This is a genomic window from Lentzea flava (assembly GCF_014648475.1).
GTDB lineage: Bacteria > Actinomycetota > Actinomycetes > Mycobacteriales > Pseudonocardiaceae > Lentzea > Lentzea flava.
Window position 1 is genome coordinate 110851 of record NZ_BMRE01000021.1, and the last position, 19897, is coordinate 130747.

Sequence of the window (19897 nt, forward strand, 5' to 3'; positions counted from 1 at the left end):
CCCGCTATAGTTATCGCGTCTCGCCGCCTTAGCTCAGTCGGCCAGAGCGGCTCACTCGTAATGAGCAGGTCGTCGGTTCGATTCCGACAGGCGGCTCGGTGAGATAAGACCCAGGTCAGGCTTCCTGACCTGGGTCTTTCTTTGTTCCCAGGTTCGTGACGAGTTGTAGAGCCGCGCTGCTCTGGGCCTCGTGTGTGCCCGAAGTGTGCCCATCGGTTCCGGTGGACTTGCGCGGGACGAGCTTGGCCGCCGCTTCGGCGGCCCGGTGAGCGACCTCGGGGAGGACGCTCGTGCACGAGGTCGAGGAATTCGCCGGTCTGCTCCGGCGTCGTCCGCTGAGATCGACTCAGTCGATGCTCATCAGCCCGGTGTCAGAAGGGCGTTGAGGCGTTGTAGTGCCAGGTGCCCACCCGTGCTGATTTCGATGAGTCCGCCATCGTCGGCAGCGCGGATTGTTCGCTGTATCTGATGCGGCAGGCGGTGCGTCTCCGCCGCAAGGAGTGCTGTGCGCAAGGCGTCCGCTGCGCCGTCTCGTTGTCGGGCTGCAAGCAGAACCTGCCCGGCAGTGACTCGCTCGATGATGTGCCATTGCGGCGCGACCGGCGCTGCATCCGGCATGTTCGTCTGCATGATCCGGACCGCGTGGGCGGCTCGGCCGGTTGCGACCAGTCCGCGTAGCTCGATCTCCCGGAGCGTGAACGGGTTGAACAGCATGCTTCGGCCGCCACCGTCGTCGAGCCGTTCGCGGTACCCGTTGATCGCGAGGTCAAACAGGTCCGGGTCGCCGTGTTCTCCTGCGGCACGAGCGAGTAGCGCGAACGCGGCTCCCTGCCCCTCACGATCCTCGGACACGGCAACAGCCCGGCTGAGCCGGGCGATAGCTGCGCCGACGTGGTCAGCTTTACGCAGCTCGTTCCCGTGCATCCGGAGCGCGTGAGCGAGGAACGTCCGGTCGCCAAGGCGTTCAGCGATCATGAGTGCCTTGCCCGTCCAGCGGGCGGCAGCCGTCAGCCGCTCCTCGGGCAGCACCGTGCCGAGTGAGACGCCGAGTGCGGCACGGCCCTGCCCGAGCAGGATCATCGTGTCCCGTTCGGCCCGTCCCTCGGCGGCTCGTGCCTCAAGCCGAGCGACCAGCGGCCACAGCTCGTTGACCGCATCGACGGCCCTGCCGGACTGGCGTGCGATCTCAGCAAGGCGGATGGTCGAGTCACCGAACTGGATCATCGCCGCGAAGTCGGCGTCGTCGTTGTCGGTCACGCCGAGTGCGTGCATCGGCAGTCCGAGCGTCCGCGCGATGTGCCGGCGTGTGGCGACATCGCTGATGTTCCGGCGACCGGTCTCGATCATCGACACGTAGGTCTTGTCGTAGCCGAGTAGCGCGGCGAGCCGTTCCTGACTGAGCTTGTTCAGCCTGCGGTACACCCGCAGGATCGTTGCCAGGTCACGACTTCTGAGGGCCGCGGTTGCCTCTGGTGCCGACCACAACCACACGGCGGGCATGAGTCGACGAGCAGGGACGACCGGGGCGACTTGGCGAGCACTGGCGTGACAGGTGGGGCAGATCGGCTCGACAGCAAGCCGACTCAGCTCGGCTCCACACGCGTCACACCGCCCGCCCGTCACGGCTTACCTGACCGCGTCCGCGCGCAAACGTTCGAACCACGCTGCGATTGACCGCTTGTAGCCCTCTGGCATGTTCAAGCCAGGCACTTCGTCCTCGGTGAACAGGCCGATTTCTTTGTGCTCGTGGGAAAGTACGGGCTCGCTGTCGCCGTCCGGGTGGCAGCCGTAGGTCACGATGAACACGTTCTTCTCGGCGACGTTGATGTAGTACATCCACGTGTCGAGGATCGGCCCGGTCGTCACCTTCCACTGCGTCTCTTCCGTGATCTCGCGGGCAACGCACTCTTCCGGCGTCTCGCCCGGTTCGATCCGGCCGCCCGGAAGCTCCCACTCCTCGCGCTCATTCTTCAGAAGCAACACCTTGCCGTCGCGGACCACCACGCCCTTGATCGAGACGGGGTAGGCAAGCTGGCTCATCGAGGTGTCCTCCGTGATTGCGGGCGGCTGCTCAACGGCAACGTAGCACCGGAACCCACCATGCCGAGGCGACGCGGTGTTGACAACCTGTCACTGGACGTGGTGGATCAAACGGCGTTCTGCTGATCCCATAGACGAGTCGTTTCGGGAGGTAGACGCCATGATCGAGCCGTATCGCGTCAACGCGGACTCCACCAACCTGGTCGAGCTGATCGCTGAGCAGGGACTCGCTGTAGTCGACGGTCTCGACGGCCCCGAGGACCTGCTGAGGCTCGCGCAGTCGATCGCCGTAGTCGTTCCGCATCGCGACAGCGGACCTGACGGCGTCACCACGATCGCTGACCTCGGCGAGTCCATCGTGCGTAGCGGGTTCGCGGGCTTCAGCGCCTGTGCACTCAACCCGCACACCGATCGCTCAGGCGTTCCGCACCCGCCTGCCCTGCTGATGATGAGCTGCACACAGCCTGCGACAACCGGTGGCGAGTGCGTGCTCATCGACGGCCAGGCCGTGTACGACGATCTCGCCGAGTCGGAGCCCGAAGCGCTCACCGTGTTGAGCACGCCGCGTTCCGTGCTGTTCGGCGGTGCGGCAGGGCATCTCAGCTCGATCTTCAGCGACAACGGTCGAGGTCGAATCGCCGTCAGACTTCGGCTCGACGAGCTCGCTCAGTTCGCGCCTGAGGTCAACCGCTGGATTCCGGCACTCCGGGCGGCGATCGACCGCCACGCGTTCGAGTTCAGGCTCACTGCCGGACAGGGTTACGTCCTCGACAACCACCGCTGGTTGCACGGTCGACGAGCGTTCACCGGACAGCGCGTGGTCCACCGCGTGAACGGAGATCCGTTGCCGGAACTGGTTGTGGCGACCGGCGTTCGCGTCCGGGCGTCGAGTGATGCCGCGTGAACGACGACGCGGCGATCCGTGCCTTTCCCGCACTCGCTGCGCTCATCGCGATCAGAGACGCGGGCTGGACCTTCGTCCACCGCGACGCGGTCGAAGGAGTGCCGACACAGGTCGACGGCTACAGGGTCTGGCCGGGTGGCTGGATCGACGCTGTCCGCGTTCGCGATCAGGACGACGCGATGGCGTTGCGCACCGATGGAGATGAGCCGCCCGGCATTGTGTGGGAGCGCACGGGGTCGCTGACGAACGTGGTTCAGGAGCTGCTGAGCGTTCCTGCTCCCGGTGATCGGCTCGCACCTCGGCTCGTGAAGGCGACCGGGCCGATCCTGTGGACGCCATAGTCAGACCGGCAGCCGGGGTCTTCCGATCATTGGTGCACGCGGTCGACGCGCGAGAACGGCCGATCGACTTCCGAGGGATCGCACTCTGGTTCGCCGTCTGCGGAGCGGCATCTGTGCTGGTCAGCGAGAGTGAGATGGGGACCCGCAAGGTGTGCCCGTTGTGTGCCCGAACGCTCCGAAACGAGCTGATCCGCAACGGCATCGAACGGCAGCCGCACCGGCCTGACCAGGACCAATCAGATCGATGCGTTACTACCCGTCAGCCCACAACACGAACACCGGGGAACTCGTAATGGGCAGGTCGTCGGTTCGATTCCGACAGGCGGCTCGGTGAGATAAGACCCAGGTCAGGCTTCCTGACCTGGGTCTTTCTGCATCTCCGGGTCGGTCCGGAGGCGCTCGAACCACGTCGCGATCGAGCGCTTGTAGCCCTCGGGCATGGTCAAGCCGGGTACGTCGTCCTCGGCGAACAGACCGACTTCCTTGTGCTCGTGGGACAGCACGGGCTCGCTGTCGCTGTCCGGGTGGCACCCGTAGGTCACGATGAACACGTTCTTCCCGGCGACCTCGACGTAGTTGATCGAGACGGGGTGGGCGAGCTGGCTCATCGAGGTGTCCTCCCTGGCCGTGGACGTCTCCGAGGTCCATTACGACGTACCCGTCCGTTGGAACTTCGGCCGACGAGCGCCATTACGCCGACCGGAGCACGTCACCTTCGCTACGGTGATCACGCCGCATTCCTGGGGGAGGGGCTCATGACCGGTTTTCAGGTGGTCACCTCGGCGCTGCGCGCGGAGGCCGGCAAGTGGGACGAGCTGTCGTACCGGATGGCTCCCGTGCACCGCGCGGTGGAGGGCCTGACCCTCTCGCCGCTCGCGTTCACCGCGCTGGACGCGGTCAGCCTCGCCGGGTTCTCGCTCGGGCTGCCCACGGCGCCTGAGCAGCTGGCGCGGTCGTACGAGGAGGTTCGCGCGTTCATCGCGAACCTGCTGCTGGACGCGGAGGAGGAGTTCTCCGAGGTCGGCGACACGCTGATCAAGATCGCCGACACGTACGACGAGGCGGAGGACGTGATCGAGCTCGACCTGGACCAGACGTACTGAGTTCCTGGGGGGACAAGTGACGAGTCTGAACGCTGCCGACTGCGAGGCGATGATCGGCGAGCTGGACAACGGGATGGGCCTCGCGGGGCAGGCGGTGAAACTGCTCATCGACGCGTTCAACGGCACCATGGGCAACATCACCGGCAACCCGCTCATCTACCTGGCACCGGACATGGGCCTGCGACGGCTCGTCGGGGAGCTGCGGGGGTACCTGGACAAGATCGTCCAGGCGTGGCAGGCGTTCATCGACCACCACGCGCCGGTGGTGGCGCTGATCCGCACGGCTTTCGGCTGGATCACCGACGTGCGCGGGCCGGTCTCCGAGATGGCCGGGGTGGTGCGCCGGTCGGAAAGCCCGAGCATGCGGGAGTGGACCGGGTCGGCCAGCTCGTACTACTTCGGGGAGGTCGTCCCCCAGCAGGCACTCGCGCTGAGCCAGACGCACCCCAAGGCGGAGCTGATCAGCAAGTGGCTGATGGGTGTGGCTCAGGCCAACGTCGAGTTCCTGCTGATGTACGCGGAGAAGGTCGGCGAAGGCATCGCCAAGGTCCTGGCCACGGCCGTCTCCGCGGTCACGATCGTCGGGGTGCTGGAAGCGATCGGCAAGGCCGCGGACATCGCCGGCGACTTCATCAAGAACGCCGTCAGCGTCTTCTCGAAGAGCGTCAGCTACTACACCGGCGCGGTCGGCTACATGCGGGACGCGCTCAGCATCCACGAGGACAAGGACGCGTTCCCGTACGGCCTCTGGCCTCAGGCGGTGCGCTGATGTTCGACCACCTGCGCGATCTGAAGATCGCCGACGTGCGGATCCCACCTGCGCCTCCTGCGCCGGCCGGGCCGCCGCCGGAGCCCGCCGACTCCTACCAGGCGACCGACCCGTCGCGGTCGTTGTGGATCACTGTCGACAGGGATTCCAAGGTGCTCCGGATCGAGGTGAGCGGCACCTGGGAGGACCGGCTGCCCGTCGCCGAGTTCGACGACGCGGTGTTCATGACGTACGTCAACGCGGTGCAGATGGCGGCCGCCGCCGAGGCTCCGGCACGGTTGCGGGCCGCGGCGGAAGGCCCGGCAGAGCCGTCGGCGGACGACGTCGTGACCGACTTCCACGACTGGCTCGCCGACGTCGCGCAACGGCGGGCCGCGATCGGCCAGAAGCTGCGGGAGATCGAGGAGAACGCCGCCGCGTCCGCTGATCAGGGCGTGATCGAGGTGCACGGCCCGTACGGGCTGCTGATGCTGCGCGTGCGGGGCGGCAACCTGCTCGGCATCGCGACGAACACCGAGGCGCTCTCCAAGGCCAACGCCGGCATGGTGCAGCAAGCACTGTGGGAGGCGTTCTCCGACGCCGGGCTCACCTCTCCGAGCACCGCGCGGCAGGAACCGGAACCGGTGCGCAGGCCGCGGCGCGACGACGAGGTTGTCATCGAGGACGACCTGTGGAAGGGATTCGGTTCGCAGTGAGCAGGGTGTTGGTCGCCGGTCTCGCCCTGCTGCTGGCGGGGTGCGGTGAGGCGAAGGCGCCGGAGACGGCCCCTCCGACCACGGCGGCGAAGGCCTCCGCCGAACCGGAGAAGTACACCGGCAAGACGGGATGCCGGTACCTGGCGCAACGGGTGCCGGGTCTGCCCGCGCTGCTGCAGGACTCCGTGCCCGGCGCGGCGGACCAGGACGTCCTGTGCGAGTTCGGCGACCCGGCCAAGGGCGGGCCGTTCGTCGAGGTGACGTTCTCCACCTGGAAGAACGACCCGGCGGATCCCGGCAGGGGCAGGCAACGCGCGCGAGAGCGGTTCGCGTCGACCTCGAACTTCGCCGACGACGGCGAGGCCGACGTGCGGCTCGGCGAGAAGGCGAAGTGGCAGCACCGCGGCACGGGCTGCCAGCTCGCGGTGCTGGACGAGAACGCCGTGCTCCAGATCCGGTACGACGTCTTCGGTGGGGCCGGGCTCGATCCGTCGTCGGAGCAGTGCCGCACGCCGTTGCGGGACCTGGCCAAGCCGATCTACGACGCGGTCCAGCCGTGACGACCATTTAGTGGGACGGCAGGCCGGGAGCCGAACCGCGGACTAAGCTCGCTCGTGTCCGGTGGAAGACGCGGTTACCAGGGCCTTCCAGCGGGGCGCCTAACGTGAGCCGGGTCTCACTGGTTAACATCGCCGACCTTCGCGCGATGAACCACCATCGGGTCCGGCGAGTCTTGAGCGTCGCCCCGTGCCCAGGTGATCTGATGCGCACACCTCGGAAGCTAGAAGGAGGAACGCACACCATGTCGTACATGGGCGGCGAGAACGGCGACAAGTGAGTCGCTGACCTGGGCAATTGTGCCCCGTCAAGGGGGCCTGCACGGTCACCCCGTGCGGCTTGTGCAGGCCGTTCTACCTCTGCAGCTCCAGCAGCATGCCCGCCCGGCGGTTCGCGGGCAGGTTGTTGATGACCAGCTTGATCTCGACGCGGCCTGCGTCGGTTCGCCGGATGATTTCGAAGTCGTCCCGGATCCGGTTGAGCGCGATGACGTCCCAGTGCACGTCGACTCCCGGTGGCAGGACGATCGTGTAGGTGGCGCGTTCGACCGGTTGCCTGAAGTAGAAGGTGAACGGGTCGGGTTTCTTGTGGACCATCAGCGGCACGCATTTCTTCGGCCAGGTCCACTCCATTTTCAGGCGTATTTCGCTGTCCACTTCCGCCGGTGAGTGGAAGTGGGAAACCATGTCGAGCTTGCCGTCCTCACTCCAATGCGACGTGACCAGAAAGCTCGGGCCCATGCTCCCGTCGACCAGGAGGCTGCGGACTTTCGCATTGACCTCCTTCTGGACCGACTTGGGCTGGTTCCAGCCCGCGCCGAAGCGCAGCCGGAAGAACTTGGCCTCGGCGTTGCGGATCACGGCGTTGACCGTGATGAACTCCTGCGTGTCGCCGTTGGCCTCGATGACCGCGACCTGCTCCCACACCTTGATGTCGAACTGGCTGGGCTGCAGTTCCATCAGCATGTACGAGTACTTCGACAGCAGGGCGCGGTACTCGCGGGCCTCCGCGTCGAGCTTGGTGACGCGGGTCGTGAGGTAGGTCAGCAGCAGGAGCATCAGGGCGATCGCGCCGATCACGAACGCCGCCCGGATGGCGACCGAGCCGAACAGGGCCGACAACACGGCACCGAACGCGACGAGGCCGAGCAGTCCCTTGACGGTGCCGACTGCCCCTTCCTCCTGGAGGAATTTCTCCAGCCACTGCGTGAACGACTTCAGCACCCCGGTCCACCCCTCTGGCCGGCCCGCACGCGCCGGACCAAACAGGGTAACTCGGGGCCTGTCGGGTAGTCATCGAAGTTGGTACGAATGGGTGGAGGACTCAATTGTCAATCAATTGGCATTGTTCCGCGGTTTATGTCGCAGGAGGTGTGTCACAGGTGGCGAGCGCGTTCTCCAGAGCCGAACGTTCCGCCGGTGCCACGGTCAGCTTGTACGCCGCTTTGACGGTGACGTAGATCCGTCCGTACGAACACGCATAGGCCGCGTTGGGCGGCATCCACTCGTCAGGCGTCTTGTCGCCCTTCGACTGGTTGACCTTGCCGGACACCGCCACCAGGTTCCGCAGGTCGTTCGCCGCCGCCACCCGTTGCTCGGGAGCCCACGCCGCCGCGCCGCTGCGCCACATCTCTGCGAGCGGCACCACGTGGTCGATCTGGATCTTCGACACGCTGGTGATCCGCGTGCCGGTGTAGGGGTCGTCGAGCGTGCCCGACTGCACGCCGCAGCGGCCCGGCTTGCGCTGCACGTCCGTCAGGTCGCGGGCCAGGACCTGGCTGCGCTGGTCGCAGCCGTCGCCGTCGGTGTCGAACCACGGCTGGCCGAAGACGCACGCGCCGCTGTCGCAGTCACGTGAGTAGCCGTCCAGGCGGCCCGGTGCGCTCACGGCCAGCGCCGCGAGAGAGGTGCGCGCCGTCGCGGCGTCGAGGGTTCCGGCAGGTACGCGGTCTACCTGCGGCGTGGAGGAGGAGAGGGGTATGGCGGAACAGCCGGTCAGCAGGATGATCAGCAACAACCACCGCATGAGGAGGGCATACCCGCTACAACTGGACGGGAAGGCCGCTCAACGGCGTAACTCTGGGGGACAGATGTCCGAAGTCGACGCGCTCGCCGACCGCCTCTTCGACACCATTCTCGAGCGCTATCCGGTCGACGCCAGCCTGATGGGCTACGACCTCGACCACTCCTCGCTCACCGACCACAGCGAGGAAGCCGGTCGGCGCTACCGGGACAAGCTCCACGAACTCGGCGAGGCCGCCCGGCAGCTGGAGCCGGAGACGCTCTCCGACCGCATCACGCAGGGGATCGTGCTGCACGAGGTGCGGACGCAGGTGAACGACGTCGACTCGAAGCAGGTCGAGTTCGGCATCAGCGCCAACATCCGCACGACGGTGCCGGGCACGCTGGCGTTCCTGCCGCGCGTGCCGGTCGACACGCCGGAACGCCGGGCCGGGTACCTCGAACGGCTGCGCGGGCTCGACGGGTTCTTCGCGACGATGATCGAGCGTCACCGCAAGGGCTTCACGAACGGCCGCACACCGGTGAAACACCTGGTGGAGCAGGCCATCGCGTTGATGGACGGCCACCTCGGCAACCTCGGCGCGTTCGACGTCGTGGACGGCGCGAGCGAGGTCGCCGACGAGTTCGTCCGCCCCGCGCTCCAGAAGTACCGCGCCTTCCTCGAAACCGAAGCGCTGCCCGTGGGCCGCGACGCCGAGCACGCGGGACTGTGCTGGCTGCCGGAGGGTGACGCGGTCTACCGCACGGCGATCCGCGCCCACACGACCGAGGACCTCGACCCGGAGGAGCTGCACGCCACCGGCCTCCGGCTGATCGAGGACCTCAAGGAGGAGTTCGCCCAGTACGGCGCCGACGTGTTCGACCGCATCCGCAACGATCCGGCGTTCCGGCACAGCAGCGCAGAGGAGATGCTCGACGCCGCGCGCAAGGCCGTCGCGAAGGCGGAAGCCGCTGCGCCCCACTGGTTCCGCACGCTGCCGGAAGCGAAGTGCGTGATCGAGGAGGCGCCGCCCGCGGTCCCAGCCCACGTGCCGCCGCACTACTACCCGGCCGCGGAGGACGGCAGCCGTCCCGGCACGTACTTCGTCAACACCAAGGAACCGCACAACCGGCTCAGGATCGAGGACGAGGCCACGGCGTACCACGAGGCCGTGCCGGGGCATCACTTCGAGTACGCCAGGATGGCCCTGCTCAGCGACCTCCCTGTGGTGCGGCGCATGGCGCCGATCAGCGTGTTCGGCGAGGGCTGGGGCCTGTACTGCGAACGGCTCGCGGACGAGATGGGCCTGTACAGCAACGACGAGTCCAGGCTCGGCATGCTCACGATGGACGCCATGCGCGCGGGCCGTCTCGTCGTCGACACGGGCCTGCACGCCAAGGGATGGAGCCGTCAGCAGGCGATCGACTTCCTGGTCGGGAACACCCCGATGGGGCTCGCGCAGATCGAGTCCGAAGTGGACCGGTACCTCGCCGAGCCCGGCCAGGCGCTCGCCTACATGGTGGGGCGGCTGAAGTTCCAGGAACTGCGCGGGAAAGCCGAGGACGCGGGCAAGGACGTCCGCGACTTCCACGAGGTGGTGCTCAGCCAGGGCCGGCTCACGCTCGCGCTGCTCGACGAGGTCGTGCAGGAGTGGATCGCCGATGCGTGACCTCGCCGACCAGCTGTCCGACCTGATCCTGGACCACCACACGCTGCGGCCGAACCTGATGGGGCTGCGCGACGACGGCGAGCTGCAGGACCACAGCGAAGAGGCGGACGAGGCCTACCTGCGGCGCTACCGGGCCATCGCGGGGGAAGCGGAACGACGCACCGCGGAAACGGAAGACGACCGCATCACGCGTGACCTGGTCCTGCACCTCACCCGTGCCGAGTGCGACACCATCGAGTCGAGGGCGATCGAGTACGGCGTGAGCGGCTACCTCCAGGCCGCGGTTCCGGAGCTGCTCTACTTCCTGGGACACCTGAAGAGCCATCACGCCGTGCCGCGGTTCATCGCGACCGTCGCCGAACGGCACCGTGCGGGTGTCGCGGCAGGACGGACGCCGGTCAGGCACCTCGTCGAGCAGGCGATCGCACTCGTGGACCAGTACGACGATCCGGCGGTCCGGCACTACCGCGACGTGCTGGTGAACGACGTTCTGCCGCACGGTCGCGACGAAGAGCACGCGGGGCTGTGCTGGCTGCCCGGCGGCGAAGCGTTGTACCGCAATGCAATCCGCACGCACACGACGCTGGACCTCGACCCGCACGAGCTGCACGCCACCGGACTGCGGCTCATCGACGACATCAAGCGGGAGTTCGACGTACGCCGGCGCCGAGGAGATGATCGAGGACGCCGAGAAGGCCGTTCGCCGAGCTGAATCGCTTGCCCCGCAATGGTTCCGGACGGTGCCGCAGGCCAGGTGCGAGATCGCCGCGACAGCGCCGTCCGTGCCCGCGAGCACCCCGCCGCACTACGTTGCCGCCGCGCTCGACGGCAGCCGGCCCGGCACGTACTTCGTCAACACCAAGGACCCGCACACCCGGCTCCGGAACATCGCGGAGGCGACGGCGTTCCACGAGGCGGTGCCCGGCCACCACTTCGAAAGCTCCAGGCTCGAACAGCTGGGACACCTGCCGCTGCTCCGCCGCAAGGCGCGGATCACCGCGTTCAGCGAGGGCTGGGCGCTCTACTCCGAACGCCTGGCCGACGAGATGGGCCTCTACAGCACCGAAGAAGCCCGGCTCGGCATGCTCACCATGGACGCCAAACGCGCGGGCAGGCTCGTCGCCGACACCGGACTGCACGCCAAGGGCTGGAGCAGGCAGCAGGCCGTCGACTACCTCCTCACGAACACCCCGATGCCGCGCGCACTGGCCGAAGCCGAGGTCGATCGCTATCTGGCTCAACCCGGCCAGGCGCTCGCGTACATGGTGGGGCAGCTCAAGTTCCAGGAGCTGCGCGGCAAAGCCGAGCAGGCGCTAGGAGCGGCGTTCGACCTCCGCGACTTCCACGAGGTCGTCCTGGGCCACGGCAAGCTCACCCTCGGCCTGCTCGACGACGTCGTCACGGCCTGGCTTGCCGAGCGCTGACCGCATCTGGTCGAGGTCCAGCATCCCCTCCCAGCGCGACACGACGAACGTCGCGACGCAGTTGCCCAGCAGGTTCGTGAAGACGCGCATCGAGTCCATGATCCGGTCCGCGCCGAGCAGCAACGCGACCGCCGCGGCCGGGATCGAGCCGACCGCGGCGACCGTCGCCGACAGCGCCAGGAACGCCGAACCCGGCACGCCCGCCATGCCCTTGGAGGTCAGCACGAGCACCAGCACGATCGTCAGCTGGTCGCCGAGATCCAGCGGCACGTTCAGCGCCTGGGCGAGGAACACCGTGGCGAGCGAGAGGTAGATCGAGGCGCCGTCCAGGTTGAACGAGTACCCGGTCGGCAGCACCAGGCCGACGGACGTGGGGGCGCACCCGGCGCGTTGCAGCTTCACCATCATCCGCGGCAGCACGGCCTCCGACGAGGCGGTGCCGAGCGCCAGCACGAACTCCTCCTTGGCGTACCTGATGAACCGCAGGATGTTCACCCGCGCGAACGTCCACGCGATCACCCCGAGCAACGCGCAGAACAGCAGTGCCGCGCCATAGGAAGCGAGGATCAGCCACAGATACGTGCGCAACGAGCCCAGCCCGTACTGGCCGACCAGGAAGGCCATCGCCCCGAACGCGCCGAGCGGCGCCAGCTTCATCACGTAGCCCAGCACCGTGAAGAACGCCAGGTTGACGCGGTCCAGGAGGTCCACGACCGGCGTTCCCCGCTCGCCGAGCTGGGCCAGCGCGCAGCCGAACAGCACCGCGAACAACAGCACCTGGAGCAACGCGTTGCGCGCCAGCGCGTCCACCACGCTGGAAGGGATGAGGTCCAGCAGGAACTGCACGACTCCGGGGAGGTGACCGCCCTGCGTCTTCGCCTCGACGGCCGAAGCGTCCAGTGTGGACGGATCGACGTTCATGCCCGCACCTGGCCGCACCACGTTGCCGACGAGCAGCCCGAACGCGAGCGCGGCCGTCGACACCACCTCGAAGTAGATCAGCGCCTTCACACCGATCCGCCCGACCGCCCGCAGATCACCGACCTTCGCGATCCCGGTGGCCACGACGCAGAAGATCAGCGGCGCGATCACCATCTTGATGAGCTTGATGAAGCCGTCCCCGATCGGCTTCAGGTCGGCGCCGAAGGCCCGGAAGAAGTGGCCCACCAGCACGCCGGCCACGACCGCGACGAGGAGCTGCAGGAACAGCGACCGAGTTTTCACATCCCGGAAGCTAAATCTCATTTATGAGCGATGGAGTGTCCTGAGTGTTACGCCTGCGCTATCTGACGGTTGGCACGCTGCTCCTGCTCGTCGCCTCCTGCGGCACGAGCGAACCCGAGACTCCTCGGGTCGAGCTGCCGCCCGCCGGTGCGAGGTTCGACTACCAGATCGGCGGGCCCTACCGGCCGGACGCGCGCGTCAGGATCGTCGTGCGGGACCGCGGCGAAACCCCCGTCGGCGACCGCTACAACGTCTGCTACCTCAACGCCCTGCAGACGCAGCCGGAACCGATGGAAGGCAGCCTGACCTGGTGGCGGCGCAACCACGACGACCTGCTGGTCAAGAAGCCGGACGGCGAGCCGGTGCTCGACCCCGAGTGGGACGAGGGCATTCTCGACATCTCCACCCCGGACAGGCGGCAGAAGATCCTCGACATCCAGCAGAAGTGGATCGACGGCTGCAAGACCTCGCGGTTCCAGGCCATCGAGGCGGACAACCTCGACTCGCACACGCGCGCCGACGGGGCGTTCGACCTCAACGCCACCAAGGAGTTCATGAAGGCGTTCGTGCGGTACGCCCACGAGAAGGGGCTCGCCGTCGCCCAGAAGAACGGCGGTGAGCTCGGCGACTCCGGCCGCAGGGACATCGGCTTCGACTTCGCGATCACCGAGGACTGCGAGGCCCACGACGAGTGCCGGCTCTACGCGGAGGCGTTCGGCGACAACTTCTTCCAGGTCGAGTACACCGACGAGGCGTTCAGGAAGTCGTGTGCCGATCGCGGCGGCAAGGTGTCGATCATCCGCCGCGACCGGAACGTGGTGCCGTACGGGCACTCCGACTACGTCAACGAGGTCTGCCCGGCCAGCTGAGCCAGGAACGCCTGCCACTTCTCGGCCTGGCCCGTCGCGTCACCGAAGAGGTGGTGGCCGACGGCGTTCGTGCCGTGGAAGCGGTAGAGCCCGTCCTCACCGCGCACACCGAGGAACTCGTGCGGGGAGTGGCGAACGAGGTAGTCGACGACACCGGTGACGCCGAACGGTTCGAGGGTGACCTCGTCGCCCACCTGCGCGTCCTCGGGGACGCCGAGCGCCTTCAGCAGCGCCGGCCAGCTCTTCTCACCCTCCGGCCACTGCGCGAACACGTAGGTGCCGTGCCTGCCCGCGAAGTGCCTGACGTACTGGGCCAGCGTGAACAGGTACATGTCCCAGCCCTTCGCGGTCTGGTCCAGGTACTCGTCGCCCCAGTCGTCGCCGAGGACGCCGCTGTGCACGAACCGCAGCACCGTCGAGCCCTGGTCACGGCCCTCGATCAGGTACTCCATCGCGTGGAACGTGCCGTCCTCGCCCTTGTCGCTGGTGTAGGCGAGGTGCTTGCCGGGCTCCCAGGCGGTGATCGTCGAGGCTTCCTGGAAGAAGCCCATGTCGATCGACATGCGGCCGCCGAGGCGTCCGTCGACGGTGTGCGGGCCCATGAACCACGAGTCGATGCCCGGCCCTGTCGCGATGGCGTCCCAGACCTGCTCGGGGGTGCCCTCGACCTCGACTTCCTTCCTGATCTCGAACTCGCGGGTCACGACTCCTCCTCCTTGGCGGCGACGCTGGGGTGCAGGGCGACGACGACTCGGTGCGCTCGCCCTCCTTCGGCCTGTTCGTCGTGGTACTTGGCGACGAGTCGCGTCACGCACGTGGCGAGCTCCTCGGCGAACGCTGCCCGGTCGGCCGCCGTGGCAAACCGGACCTCGCCGTCCAGCGCGAAGGTGGCGAGCCGCTTCTTCGCCCTGGTCGCGCCCGTGATCAACGTGCCGACGTCGCGCACCAGCCTGGCCGAGACCGCGAGCAACCACCGCGCGGACAACCGGTCGGGTGAGCGCGCCGGGTCGGGCTGCACGGCCGCCAGCGCCGTCGGCGAGATGACGTAGGAGGCCGCGGTCGCCTGCAGCAGGCGCTCGTTCACGTTGCCCTTGCGCCGTTCCTCGACGAGCTCCACCAGGCCGTGCTGCTCCAGCGTGCGCAGGTGGTAGTTCACCTTCTGCCTGGGCAGGCCGACCTTGGCGGCGAGCATCGTCGCCGATCCCGGCTCTGCCAGCTCCGCGAGCAGGCGCGCCCGCACGGGGTCCAGCGACACCTCGGCCGCTGCGGGGTCCTCGATCACCGCCACTTCGAACATGGGACCACCCTCGCACCGAAAACAAAATTAGTCAAGAACTGCGTTGCTGTCGGTGACTTTGCTCCACCTGGGTGGCGTTCGACCCGGTACCGTAAGCGGTGTCTCGATTGGTCGTTGCTTGTTCGCAACCCCTGAGGAGACAACATGATCACGATGCTCGTGCTGACCCTGCTGGCTTTGCCGTTCGCCCTGACCGCCGCCAACGTGGGAAGACGCAGGTGGATCCGCAAGAGAGGCGTCGCCAGGGTGCGCGCCGAGCTCGACGCTTTCCACGCCGAGCTGGCACGGCAGGGGCTCAGTCACTTCTCCGGCCGGTGAAGCACGTTCGCCGACGGTGAGATGCGGGTGACGACGTCTCCGTAACGGTCCAGCAGCGCGGCCGAGACGGTGTCGGGTGACGACCCGACGACGGCGAACTCGTGCAGCACCTCGTCCGTGATCAGCTCGCTCATCTCCGTCCACTGCTGCCGCCGGGACATCCGGTGCAGCTCCTCGTGCAGCGCGCCCCAGCCGTGCAGGTCCAGCACCGGCTTGTACGCGGGCGTCGACCCGTAGAACGCGATCTGCCGCTTGACGTCAGCGATCTCGGAGTCCGTGGCAGCTGCGAACACGGGCCCGCTGATCTCGAAGCCCTCCAGCGTCTTCCCCGCCTTGGCCCGGCCGCGTTCGAGTGCGGGCAGCGTCACTTCGCGCAGGTACCGCTCGGTCGTGAAGTTGTGGCACAGGAAGCCGTCCGCGACCTCGCCCGCCACCTCGGTCATCAGCTCGCCGACGCCCGCCAGGTAGATCGGCGGGGTGCCGTGCGGGTTCGGGCCGGGGTCGAAGAACGGCGTCATCAGCGTGTGCCGGTAGAACTCGCCGCGGAACGCCAGCCGCTCGCCGGTCTCCCACGCGTGCCAGATGGCCCGGATCGCCAGCACGAACTCGCGCATGCGGGCAGCGGGCTTGCTCCACTGCATCGAGAAGCGCTTGGTGATGTGGGCTTCGATCTGCGAACCGAGCCCGAGGTTGAACCGGCCCTCCGACAGCAGCTGCAGGTCGTTCGCCGTGGTCGCGACGGTCATCGGGTTGCGCGCGAAGGCCACCGCGATCGCCGTGCCGAGCTCGATCCGCTCGGTCGCCGCGGCCGCTCCCGCGAGCGCGAGGAACGGGTCGTGCTTGGTCTCGGCGAGCCAGAACCCGTCGTAGCCCCGGTCCTCCGCCCGCTTCGCGATGGCCCCGACGTTGCCGGGCGTGTAGTCGACGGCGCTCCTGTCCAGCTTCATGCCGTCGAGGTTAGAAAACTCTCGAGCAGCTCGTTGCAGCCAGGAGCCTCCGGCACGAGGTGGTCAGCGGCGGTACTGCGGCTCGCAGGCGATTCCGTTCCGGTTCGCGTCCAGCTCGACCCGGTAGCCCGGCTGGCCCCAGTAGATCGGCGCCGCGCCGGCCCGCCACGCGTCCTCGCAGGTCGCGTAGAACACCGGCTTGGGCTTGGGCGTCGTCGTGGTCGGCTTCGGGGCGGGTGGTGGTGGAGGAGGCGGTGGCGGGGGAGTCGGTGTTTCGGTGGTGTCCTTACCGCCGCAGGGCGCGCCCCACAGCCCGATCGGGACCCGCTGCGCCGCGCCCTCCGCTTCCCGCTGCACTGGCGACGGGGTGCCCGTGGTGCGGCCGGCCCCGTTGCCCAGCGCGAGCAGCGTGAAGTCGGTGCCGTCCGCGAGGCTGAGCGCGCCGGTGGTGCGGTCGTAGCGCACCTGCTGGTTCAGCAGCATGCTCCTGGCGAAGGCCGCGGCGGCGTCCGCCCAGCACGGTCCGGGCTGGGCGAGACCGCTGACCTCGGCCTTCGAGCCGTCCGACAGCATCACCGTGCGTCCGTCCACGATCGACGCCACCGTGATGCCCAGCATGGCGGGCGGGACCGACGGCGACGTCGTGGCCACCGGTTCCCCGACGGGCTTCTCCACCGCGACAGGAGTCGACTGCTGTGGCTGTGCCGCGCACCCGGCGGTGAGTGCAACCAGCAGGACTCCGCCGCCCACAGTTCTCCACCCCGACATGAACCCGAATGGTGCTCTCCGGCGCGAGAGTGGCCAAGGTTACGTATTTGGCCCGGATCGGTTCACGCGTTGTCCGAACTGAAATACGGAGATGCCCAGTTCAGCGTGCGGGCTTCAAGGTCCAGACCACGGTCATCTCACCGGTGGTGACGCCCTCGGCGTTGGTGATCATGACAGAGACGGGGAACTCGGGCCTCGTGCCGGACTCCAGTTCGGCGAGGACCTCCTCCGCGGAGCGGCCCAGCACGGCCTCGGCGCGCAGAACGCCCATCGCGACCTTCTTGTAGGCGATCTCCGCGCGGACGACGAGCGGCGTGGCCTTGCCGAGGTGCGCGGCGAACGCGGCCATCACGACGGCGCCGGACGCGGTCTCGCCGAGACCGAACATCATCGCGGCGTGCGGCCCGCCGACGTGGTTGCGCAGCGTCTCGTCGTCCGGCAGCGTCGCGACGACCCGGCTCCCGGAGACCTCCTCGAACTCGATGCCGGTGGTCTTCACCAGCGGCACCGCCTGCTTCATGGCATCGGCGACGAACGACACGTCTTGGCTCATGAAGCGGATGCTACCGGTGAGTAACACGGTTTGCTACCCGTCGGTAACCACCACTCGCCGCGTCCGTACCGCTCCACTGTGGAGTGAGACTCGGAACTCACTTGCATTTCTGCGCACCGAGATGGATGCTTGTAGCGAGCAACTAGTTGGGTGATACAAGCAACGAGGTGTCAGATGGTGGATCCGGGCAGGTGCATCCCCATCGATTCCGAGCACGAGCTCGCGGATCGGGTGGGCATGGCGATGGTGCGCCTGAACAAGATGCACGCCCAGGTCGCCCACCAGATGGCCAAGCAGGGGATGGACAAGTCCGCCTTCGTGCTCCTCGCGACGCTCTCCGGTTTGGGCGAGTGCCGCTCCAGCGCACTGGCGGAGGCGGTGCTCTCCGACCCGTCCACGGTCAGCAGGCAGGTAGCCGGGCTGGTGAAGGACGGGCTCGTGGAGAGGCGTGCTGATCCGGCGGACGGCCGGGCCAGCGTTCTCGCGGTCACCGAGGCAGGGCGTCAGTTGCTCATCGAGCGACGCCGGCAGCGCAACGAGGCGATCGAGCGGGTGTTCGCGGACTGGGCCGACGAGGACTTCAAGGGCTTCGCGGACCTGTTCGAACGCTTTGTCCAGGACTACGAGCGCACGATTCCGGCGCTTTTGACCGAACGCGGGACGGGGACCCGCGCAGGAGGGGAAAACTAGAGATGTCAGAAACAACCGAGGCGACACCCACGCCAGGGGTCTCCCTGACGCACCGGCAGATCATGACGGTGCTGTCCGGCCTGCTGCTGGGCATGTTCCTCGCGGCGCTGGACCAGATGATCGTCGCCAGCGCCATGAAGACCATCGCGGACCAGCTGCACGGCCAGACGCTGCAGGCGTGGGCGACCACGGCCTACCTGATCACCGCCACGATCACGACGCCGTTGTACGGCAAGCTGTCCGACATCTACGGCCGCAAGCCGATGTACCTCACGGCGATCTCGCTGTTCCTGCTCGGATCGCTGCTGTCGGGCATCGCGACGTCGATGTACGAGCTGGCCGCGTTCCGCGCGGTTCAGGGTCTCGGCGCCGGCGGTCTGATGTCGCTGGCGTTCGCGATCATGGCCGACATCATCTCGCCGCGTGAGCGCAACAAGTACTCGGCGTACTTCATGGCCGTGTTCGGTTCGGCGAGCGTGCTCGGGCCGGTCATCGGTGGTGTGTTCGCCGGTCTCGACACGTTCGTCGGCGTCACCGGCTGGCGCTGGGTGTTCCTGGTCAACGTGCCGATCGCGCTGCTCGCGCTGTTCGTCGTCGGCCGCGTGCTGAACATCCCGCACAAGCGGGTCGACCACCGCATCGACTACTTCGGCGCGCTGACGCTGACCGTCGGGCTGGTGCCGCTGCTGATCGTGGCCGAGCAGGGCCGCGAGTGGGGCTGGGCGTCCGGTACGTCGATCGCCATGTACGTGATCGGTGTGCTCGGTCTGCTGGCGTTCGTCTTCGTCGAGACCCGCATGGGCGACGAGGCGCTGCTGCCGATGCGGATGTTCGGCAACCACACGTTCGCGCTGGGCAACACGATCAACTTCGTGCTCGGCATCGGCATGTTCGGCGGCATGGTCTCCATCCCGCTGTACCTGCAGATCGTGAAGGGCGTCTCGCCGACGGTCTCCGGTCTGATGCTGCTGCCGATGACGTTCGGCATCATGTCGGCCACCGCGACCGCGGGCCGGATCACGTCGAAGACCGGGCGCTACAAGATCTTCCCGATCATCGGCGCCGCGCTGATGTCGATCGCGCTGTTCCTGTTCAGCACCATCGGCACGGAGACGCCGAACTGGCTCGTCATGATCTACATGTTCATCATGGGTGCCGGTCTGGGCCAGTGCATGCAGACGCTGCTGCTGGCGATCCAGAACGACGCCGAGCCGCGTGACATGGGTGTGGCGACCGCTTCGGCGACGTTCTTCCGCCAGATCGGTGGCACGGTCGGTACCGCGGTGTTCCTGTCGATCCTGTTCAGCACGGTCGGTGACAAGATCGCCGAGGGCCTGAAGGCCGCGATGCAGACCGAGGCGTTCAAGGTGGCGCTGAGCCACAACCCGGAGTTCGCCAAGATGCTGCAGAGCGGTGGCGGGTCCGGTGTGGACATCAACAACACCGAGTTCCTCAACCACCTCGACCCGGTGCTGGCGCGTCCGTTCCTGGACGGCTTCTCCGGCGCGATCGACCTGGTCTTCATGACCGGCGGCATCGTGATGGTGGCGGCGTTCGTCCTCGTGTGGTTCCTGCGCGAGAAGCCGCTCTCCACCAGGTCGGGCCTGGAGCGCGTCGCCGACGCCGAGGCCGTCGCGGTCTGACTTCAAACGATGAACGGCGCTTTTGTCCACCTGGTGTTTTAACCGGGGGTGAGTTCGTTGGGACGGGTCGCCGCGTCAGCGGCG

Annotated in this window: 22 protein-coding genes, 1 tRNA gene and 1 pseudogene; 13 read left to right on the top strand and 11 right to left on the bottom strand. The window is 67.6% G+C overall.

Translation table 11 applies throughout. The features are described 5' to 3' along the window. Nucleotides 1-22 precede the first annotated feature (22 nt). Nucleotides 23-96 (top strand) — tRNA-Thr (locus tag IEZ09_RS23870). 264 nt (nucleotides 97-360) lie between these two features. On the opposite strand, the gene IEZ09_RS23875 is transcribed toward IEZ09_RS23870, so the two are convergent. Continuing rightward, complete coding sequence (locus tag IEZ09_RS23875; protein ID WP_229812881.1) at nucleotides 361-1422, bottom strand: helix-turn-helix domain-containing protein; 1062 nt, start codon at nucleotides 1420-1422, stop codon at nucleotides 361-363. Nucleotides 1423-1626: 204 nt separating this feature from the next. Further along, nucleotides 1627-2040 carry an NUDIX hydrolase gene (locus tag IEZ09_RS23880; protein WP_189255966.1) on the bottom strand — a complete coding sequence of 138 codons (414 nt, stop codon included), beginning with the start codon at nucleotides 2038-2040 and terminating at the stop codon, nucleotides 1627-1629. A 160-nt stretch (nucleotides 2041-2200) separates the two neighbouring features. Between IEZ09_RS23880 and IEZ09_RS23885 the strand changes: the two genes are divergently transcribed. Together IEZ09_RS23885 and IEZ09_RS23890 are read left to right on the top strand one after the other, a co-directional pair. After that, nucleotides 2201-2944: a TauD/TfdA family dioxygenase gene (locus tag IEZ09_RS23885; protein WP_189255967.1), complete on the top strand. Its 744-nt coding sequence runs from the start codon at nucleotides 2201-2203 to the stop codon at nucleotides 2942-2944. Further along, nucleotides 2941-3285: a hypothetical protein gene (locus tag IEZ09_RS23890; RefSeq protein ID WP_189255968.1), complete on the top strand. Its 345-nt coding sequence runs from the start codon at nucleotides 2941-2943 to the stop codon at nucleotides 3283-3285. The genes IEZ09_RS23885 and IEZ09_RS23890 overlap by 4 nt, the downstream gene beginning before the upstream one ends. A 347-nt stretch (nucleotides 3286-3632) precedes the next feature. On the opposite strand, the gene IEZ09_RS23895 is transcribed toward IEZ09_RS23890, so the two are convergent. After that, nucleotides 3633-3893 carry an NUDIX hydrolase gene (locus IEZ09_RS23895; RefSeq protein ID WP_189255969.1) on the bottom strand — a complete coding sequence of 87 codons (261 nt, stop codon included), beginning with the start codon at nucleotides 3891-3893 and terminating at the stop codon, nucleotides 3633-3635. A gap of 147 nt (nucleotides 3894-4040) precedes the next feature. On the opposite strand from IEZ09_RS23895, the gene IEZ09_RS23900 reads away from it, so the two are divergent. From IEZ09_RS23900 to IEZ09_RS23915, 4 genes are read left to right on the top strand one after another with little or no spacing between them, the layout of a single operon-like run. Next, entirely contained in the window at nucleotides 4041-4388 is a 348-nt protein-coding gene (locus tag IEZ09_RS23900; protein WP_189255970.1) for a hypothetical protein, read from the top strand. A gap of 16 nt (nucleotides 4389-4404) precedes the next feature. Further along, complete coding sequence (locus IEZ09_RS23905; protein WP_189255971.1) at nucleotides 4405-5157, top strand: hypothetical protein; 753 nt, start codon at nucleotides 4405-4407, stop codon at nucleotides 5155-5157. Then, on the top strand, nucleotides 5157-5852 hold the full coding sequence (locus tag IEZ09_RS23910) for a hypothetical protein (RefSeq protein WP_189255972.1): 696 nt from the start codon (nucleotides 5157-5159) through the stop codon (nucleotides 5850-5852). The genes IEZ09_RS23905 and IEZ09_RS23910 overlap by 1 nt, the downstream gene beginning before the upstream one ends. Next, entirely contained in the window at nucleotides 5849-6412 is a 564-nt protein-coding gene (locus IEZ09_RS23915) for a hypothetical protein (RefSeq protein ID WP_189255973.1), read from the top strand. The genes IEZ09_RS23910 and IEZ09_RS23915 overlap by 4 nt, the downstream gene beginning before the upstream one ends. A 351-nt stretch (nucleotides 6413-6763) precedes the next feature. On the opposite strand, the gene IEZ09_RS23920 is transcribed toward IEZ09_RS23915, so the two are convergent. Next, nucleotides 6764-7633 carry a hypothetical protein gene (locus IEZ09_RS23920; protein ID WP_189255974.1) on the bottom strand — a complete coding sequence of 290 codons (870 nt, stop codon included), beginning with the start codon at nucleotides 7631-7633 and terminating at the stop codon, nucleotides 6764-6766. A 133-nt stretch (nucleotides 7634-7766) separates the two neighbouring features. Beyond that, complete coding sequence (locus tag IEZ09_RS23925) at nucleotides 7767-8435, bottom strand: HNH endonuclease family protein (protein WP_189255975.1); 669 nt, start codon at nucleotides 8433-8435, stop codon at nucleotides 7767-7769. A 64-nt stretch (nucleotides 8436-8499) separates the two neighbouring features. Between IEZ09_RS23925 and IEZ09_RS23930 the strand changes: the two genes are divergently transcribed. Further along, the gene (locus tag IEZ09_RS23930; RefSeq protein ID WP_189255976.1) at nucleotides 8500-10080 is read left to right on the top strand and encodes a DUF885 domain-containing protein; all 1581 of its coding nucleotides are present in this window, start codon (nucleotides 8500-8502) and stop codon (nucleotides 10078-10080) included. 58 nt (nucleotides 10081-10138) lie between these two features. Further along, nucleotides 10139-11504, top strand: a pseudogene (locus IEZ09_RS23935) (DUF885 domain-containing protein). Here the strand turns inward: IEZ09_RS23935 and dctA are convergent. Continuing rightward, complete coding sequence (dctA, locus tag IEZ09_RS23940) at nucleotides 11394-12728, bottom strand: C4-dicarboxylate transporter DctA (RefSeq protein WP_229812882.1); 1335 nt, start codon at nucleotides 12726-12728, stop codon at nucleotides 11394-11396. The pseudogene IEZ09_RS23935 and the gene dctA overlap by 111 nt on opposite strands. A gap of 44 nt (nucleotides 12729-12772) precedes the next feature. Here dctA and IEZ09_RS23945 point away from each other — a divergent pair, with 44 nt between their 5' ends. Continuing rightward, nucleotides 12773-13597, top strand: a complete 825-nt coding sequence (locus IEZ09_RS23945; protein WP_189255978.1) for an endo alpha-1,4 polygalactosaminidase — start codon at nucleotides 12773-12775, stop codon at nucleotides 13595-13597. On the opposite strand, the gene IEZ09_RS23950 is transcribed toward IEZ09_RS23945, so the two are convergent. Continuing rightward, on the bottom strand, nucleotides 13567-14301 hold the full coding sequence (locus IEZ09_RS23950; RefSeq protein ID WP_189255979.1) for an SRPBCC family protein: 735 nt from the start codon (nucleotides 14299-14301) through the stop codon (nucleotides 13567-13569). The two genes, IEZ09_RS23945 and IEZ09_RS23950, sit on opposite strands and share 31 nt — an antisense overlap. Further along, a complete protein-coding gene (locus IEZ09_RS23955; RefSeq protein WP_189255980.1) occupies nucleotides 14298-14894 on the bottom strand; it encodes an ArsR/SmtB family transcription factor in 597 nt (198 codons plus the stop codon). Before IEZ09_RS23955 ends, IEZ09_RS23950 begins: the two co-directional genes overlap by 4 nt. A gap of 144 nt (nucleotides 14895-15038) precedes the next feature. On the opposite strand from IEZ09_RS23955, the gene IEZ09_RS23960 reads away from it, so the two are divergent. Next, nucleotides 15039-15212 carry a hypothetical protein gene (locus IEZ09_RS23960; RefSeq protein WP_189255981.1) on the top strand — a complete coding sequence of 58 codons (174 nt, stop codon included), beginning with the start codon at nucleotides 15039-15041 and terminating at the stop codon, nucleotides 15210-15212. On the opposite strand, the gene IEZ09_RS23965 is transcribed toward IEZ09_RS23960, so the two are convergent. The 3 genes from IEZ09_RS23965 to IEZ09_RS23975 all read right to left on the bottom strand — a co-directional run bounded on the left by IEZ09_RS23965 (nucleotide 15194) and on the right by IEZ09_RS23975 (nucleotide 17480). Further along, nucleotides 15194-16159 (bottom strand): TIGR03617 family F420-dependent LLM class oxidoreductase, encoded by a 966-nt coding sequence (locus IEZ09_RS23965; protein WP_189255982.1) that lies wholly within the window; start codon nucleotides 16157-16159, stop codon nucleotides 15194-15196. The genes IEZ09_RS23960 and IEZ09_RS23965 overlap by 19 nt on opposite strands. Nucleotides 16160-16222: 63 nt before the next feature. Continuing rightward, the gene (locus IEZ09_RS23970; RefSeq protein WP_189255983.1) at nucleotides 16223-16927 is read right to left on the bottom strand and encodes an excalibur calcium-binding domain-containing protein; all 705 of its coding nucleotides are present in this window, start codon (nucleotides 16925-16927) and stop codon (nucleotides 16223-16225) included. Nucleotides 16928-17027: 100 nt separating this feature from the next. Beyond that, nucleotides 17028-17480, bottom strand: a complete 453-nt coding sequence (locus tag IEZ09_RS23975; protein ID WP_189255984.1) for a DUF4442 domain-containing protein — start codon at nucleotides 17478-17480, stop codon at nucleotides 17028-17030. Between the two features lie 177 nt (nucleotides 17481-17657). On the opposite strand from IEZ09_RS23975, the gene IEZ09_RS23980 reads away from it, so the two are divergent. After that, complete coding sequence (locus IEZ09_RS23980) at nucleotides 17658-18170, top strand: MarR family winged helix-turn-helix transcriptional regulator (protein ID WP_229812883.1); 513 nt, start codon at nucleotides 17658-17660, stop codon at nucleotides 18168-18170. 2 nt (nucleotides 18171-18172) lie between these two features. Then, nucleotides 18173-19813: an MDR family MFS transporter gene (locus tag IEZ09_RS23985; protein WP_189255986.1), complete on the top strand. Its 1641-nt coding sequence runs from the start codon at nucleotides 18173-18175 to the stop codon at nucleotides 19811-19813. Nucleotides 19814-19897: the final 84 nt, after the last annotated feature.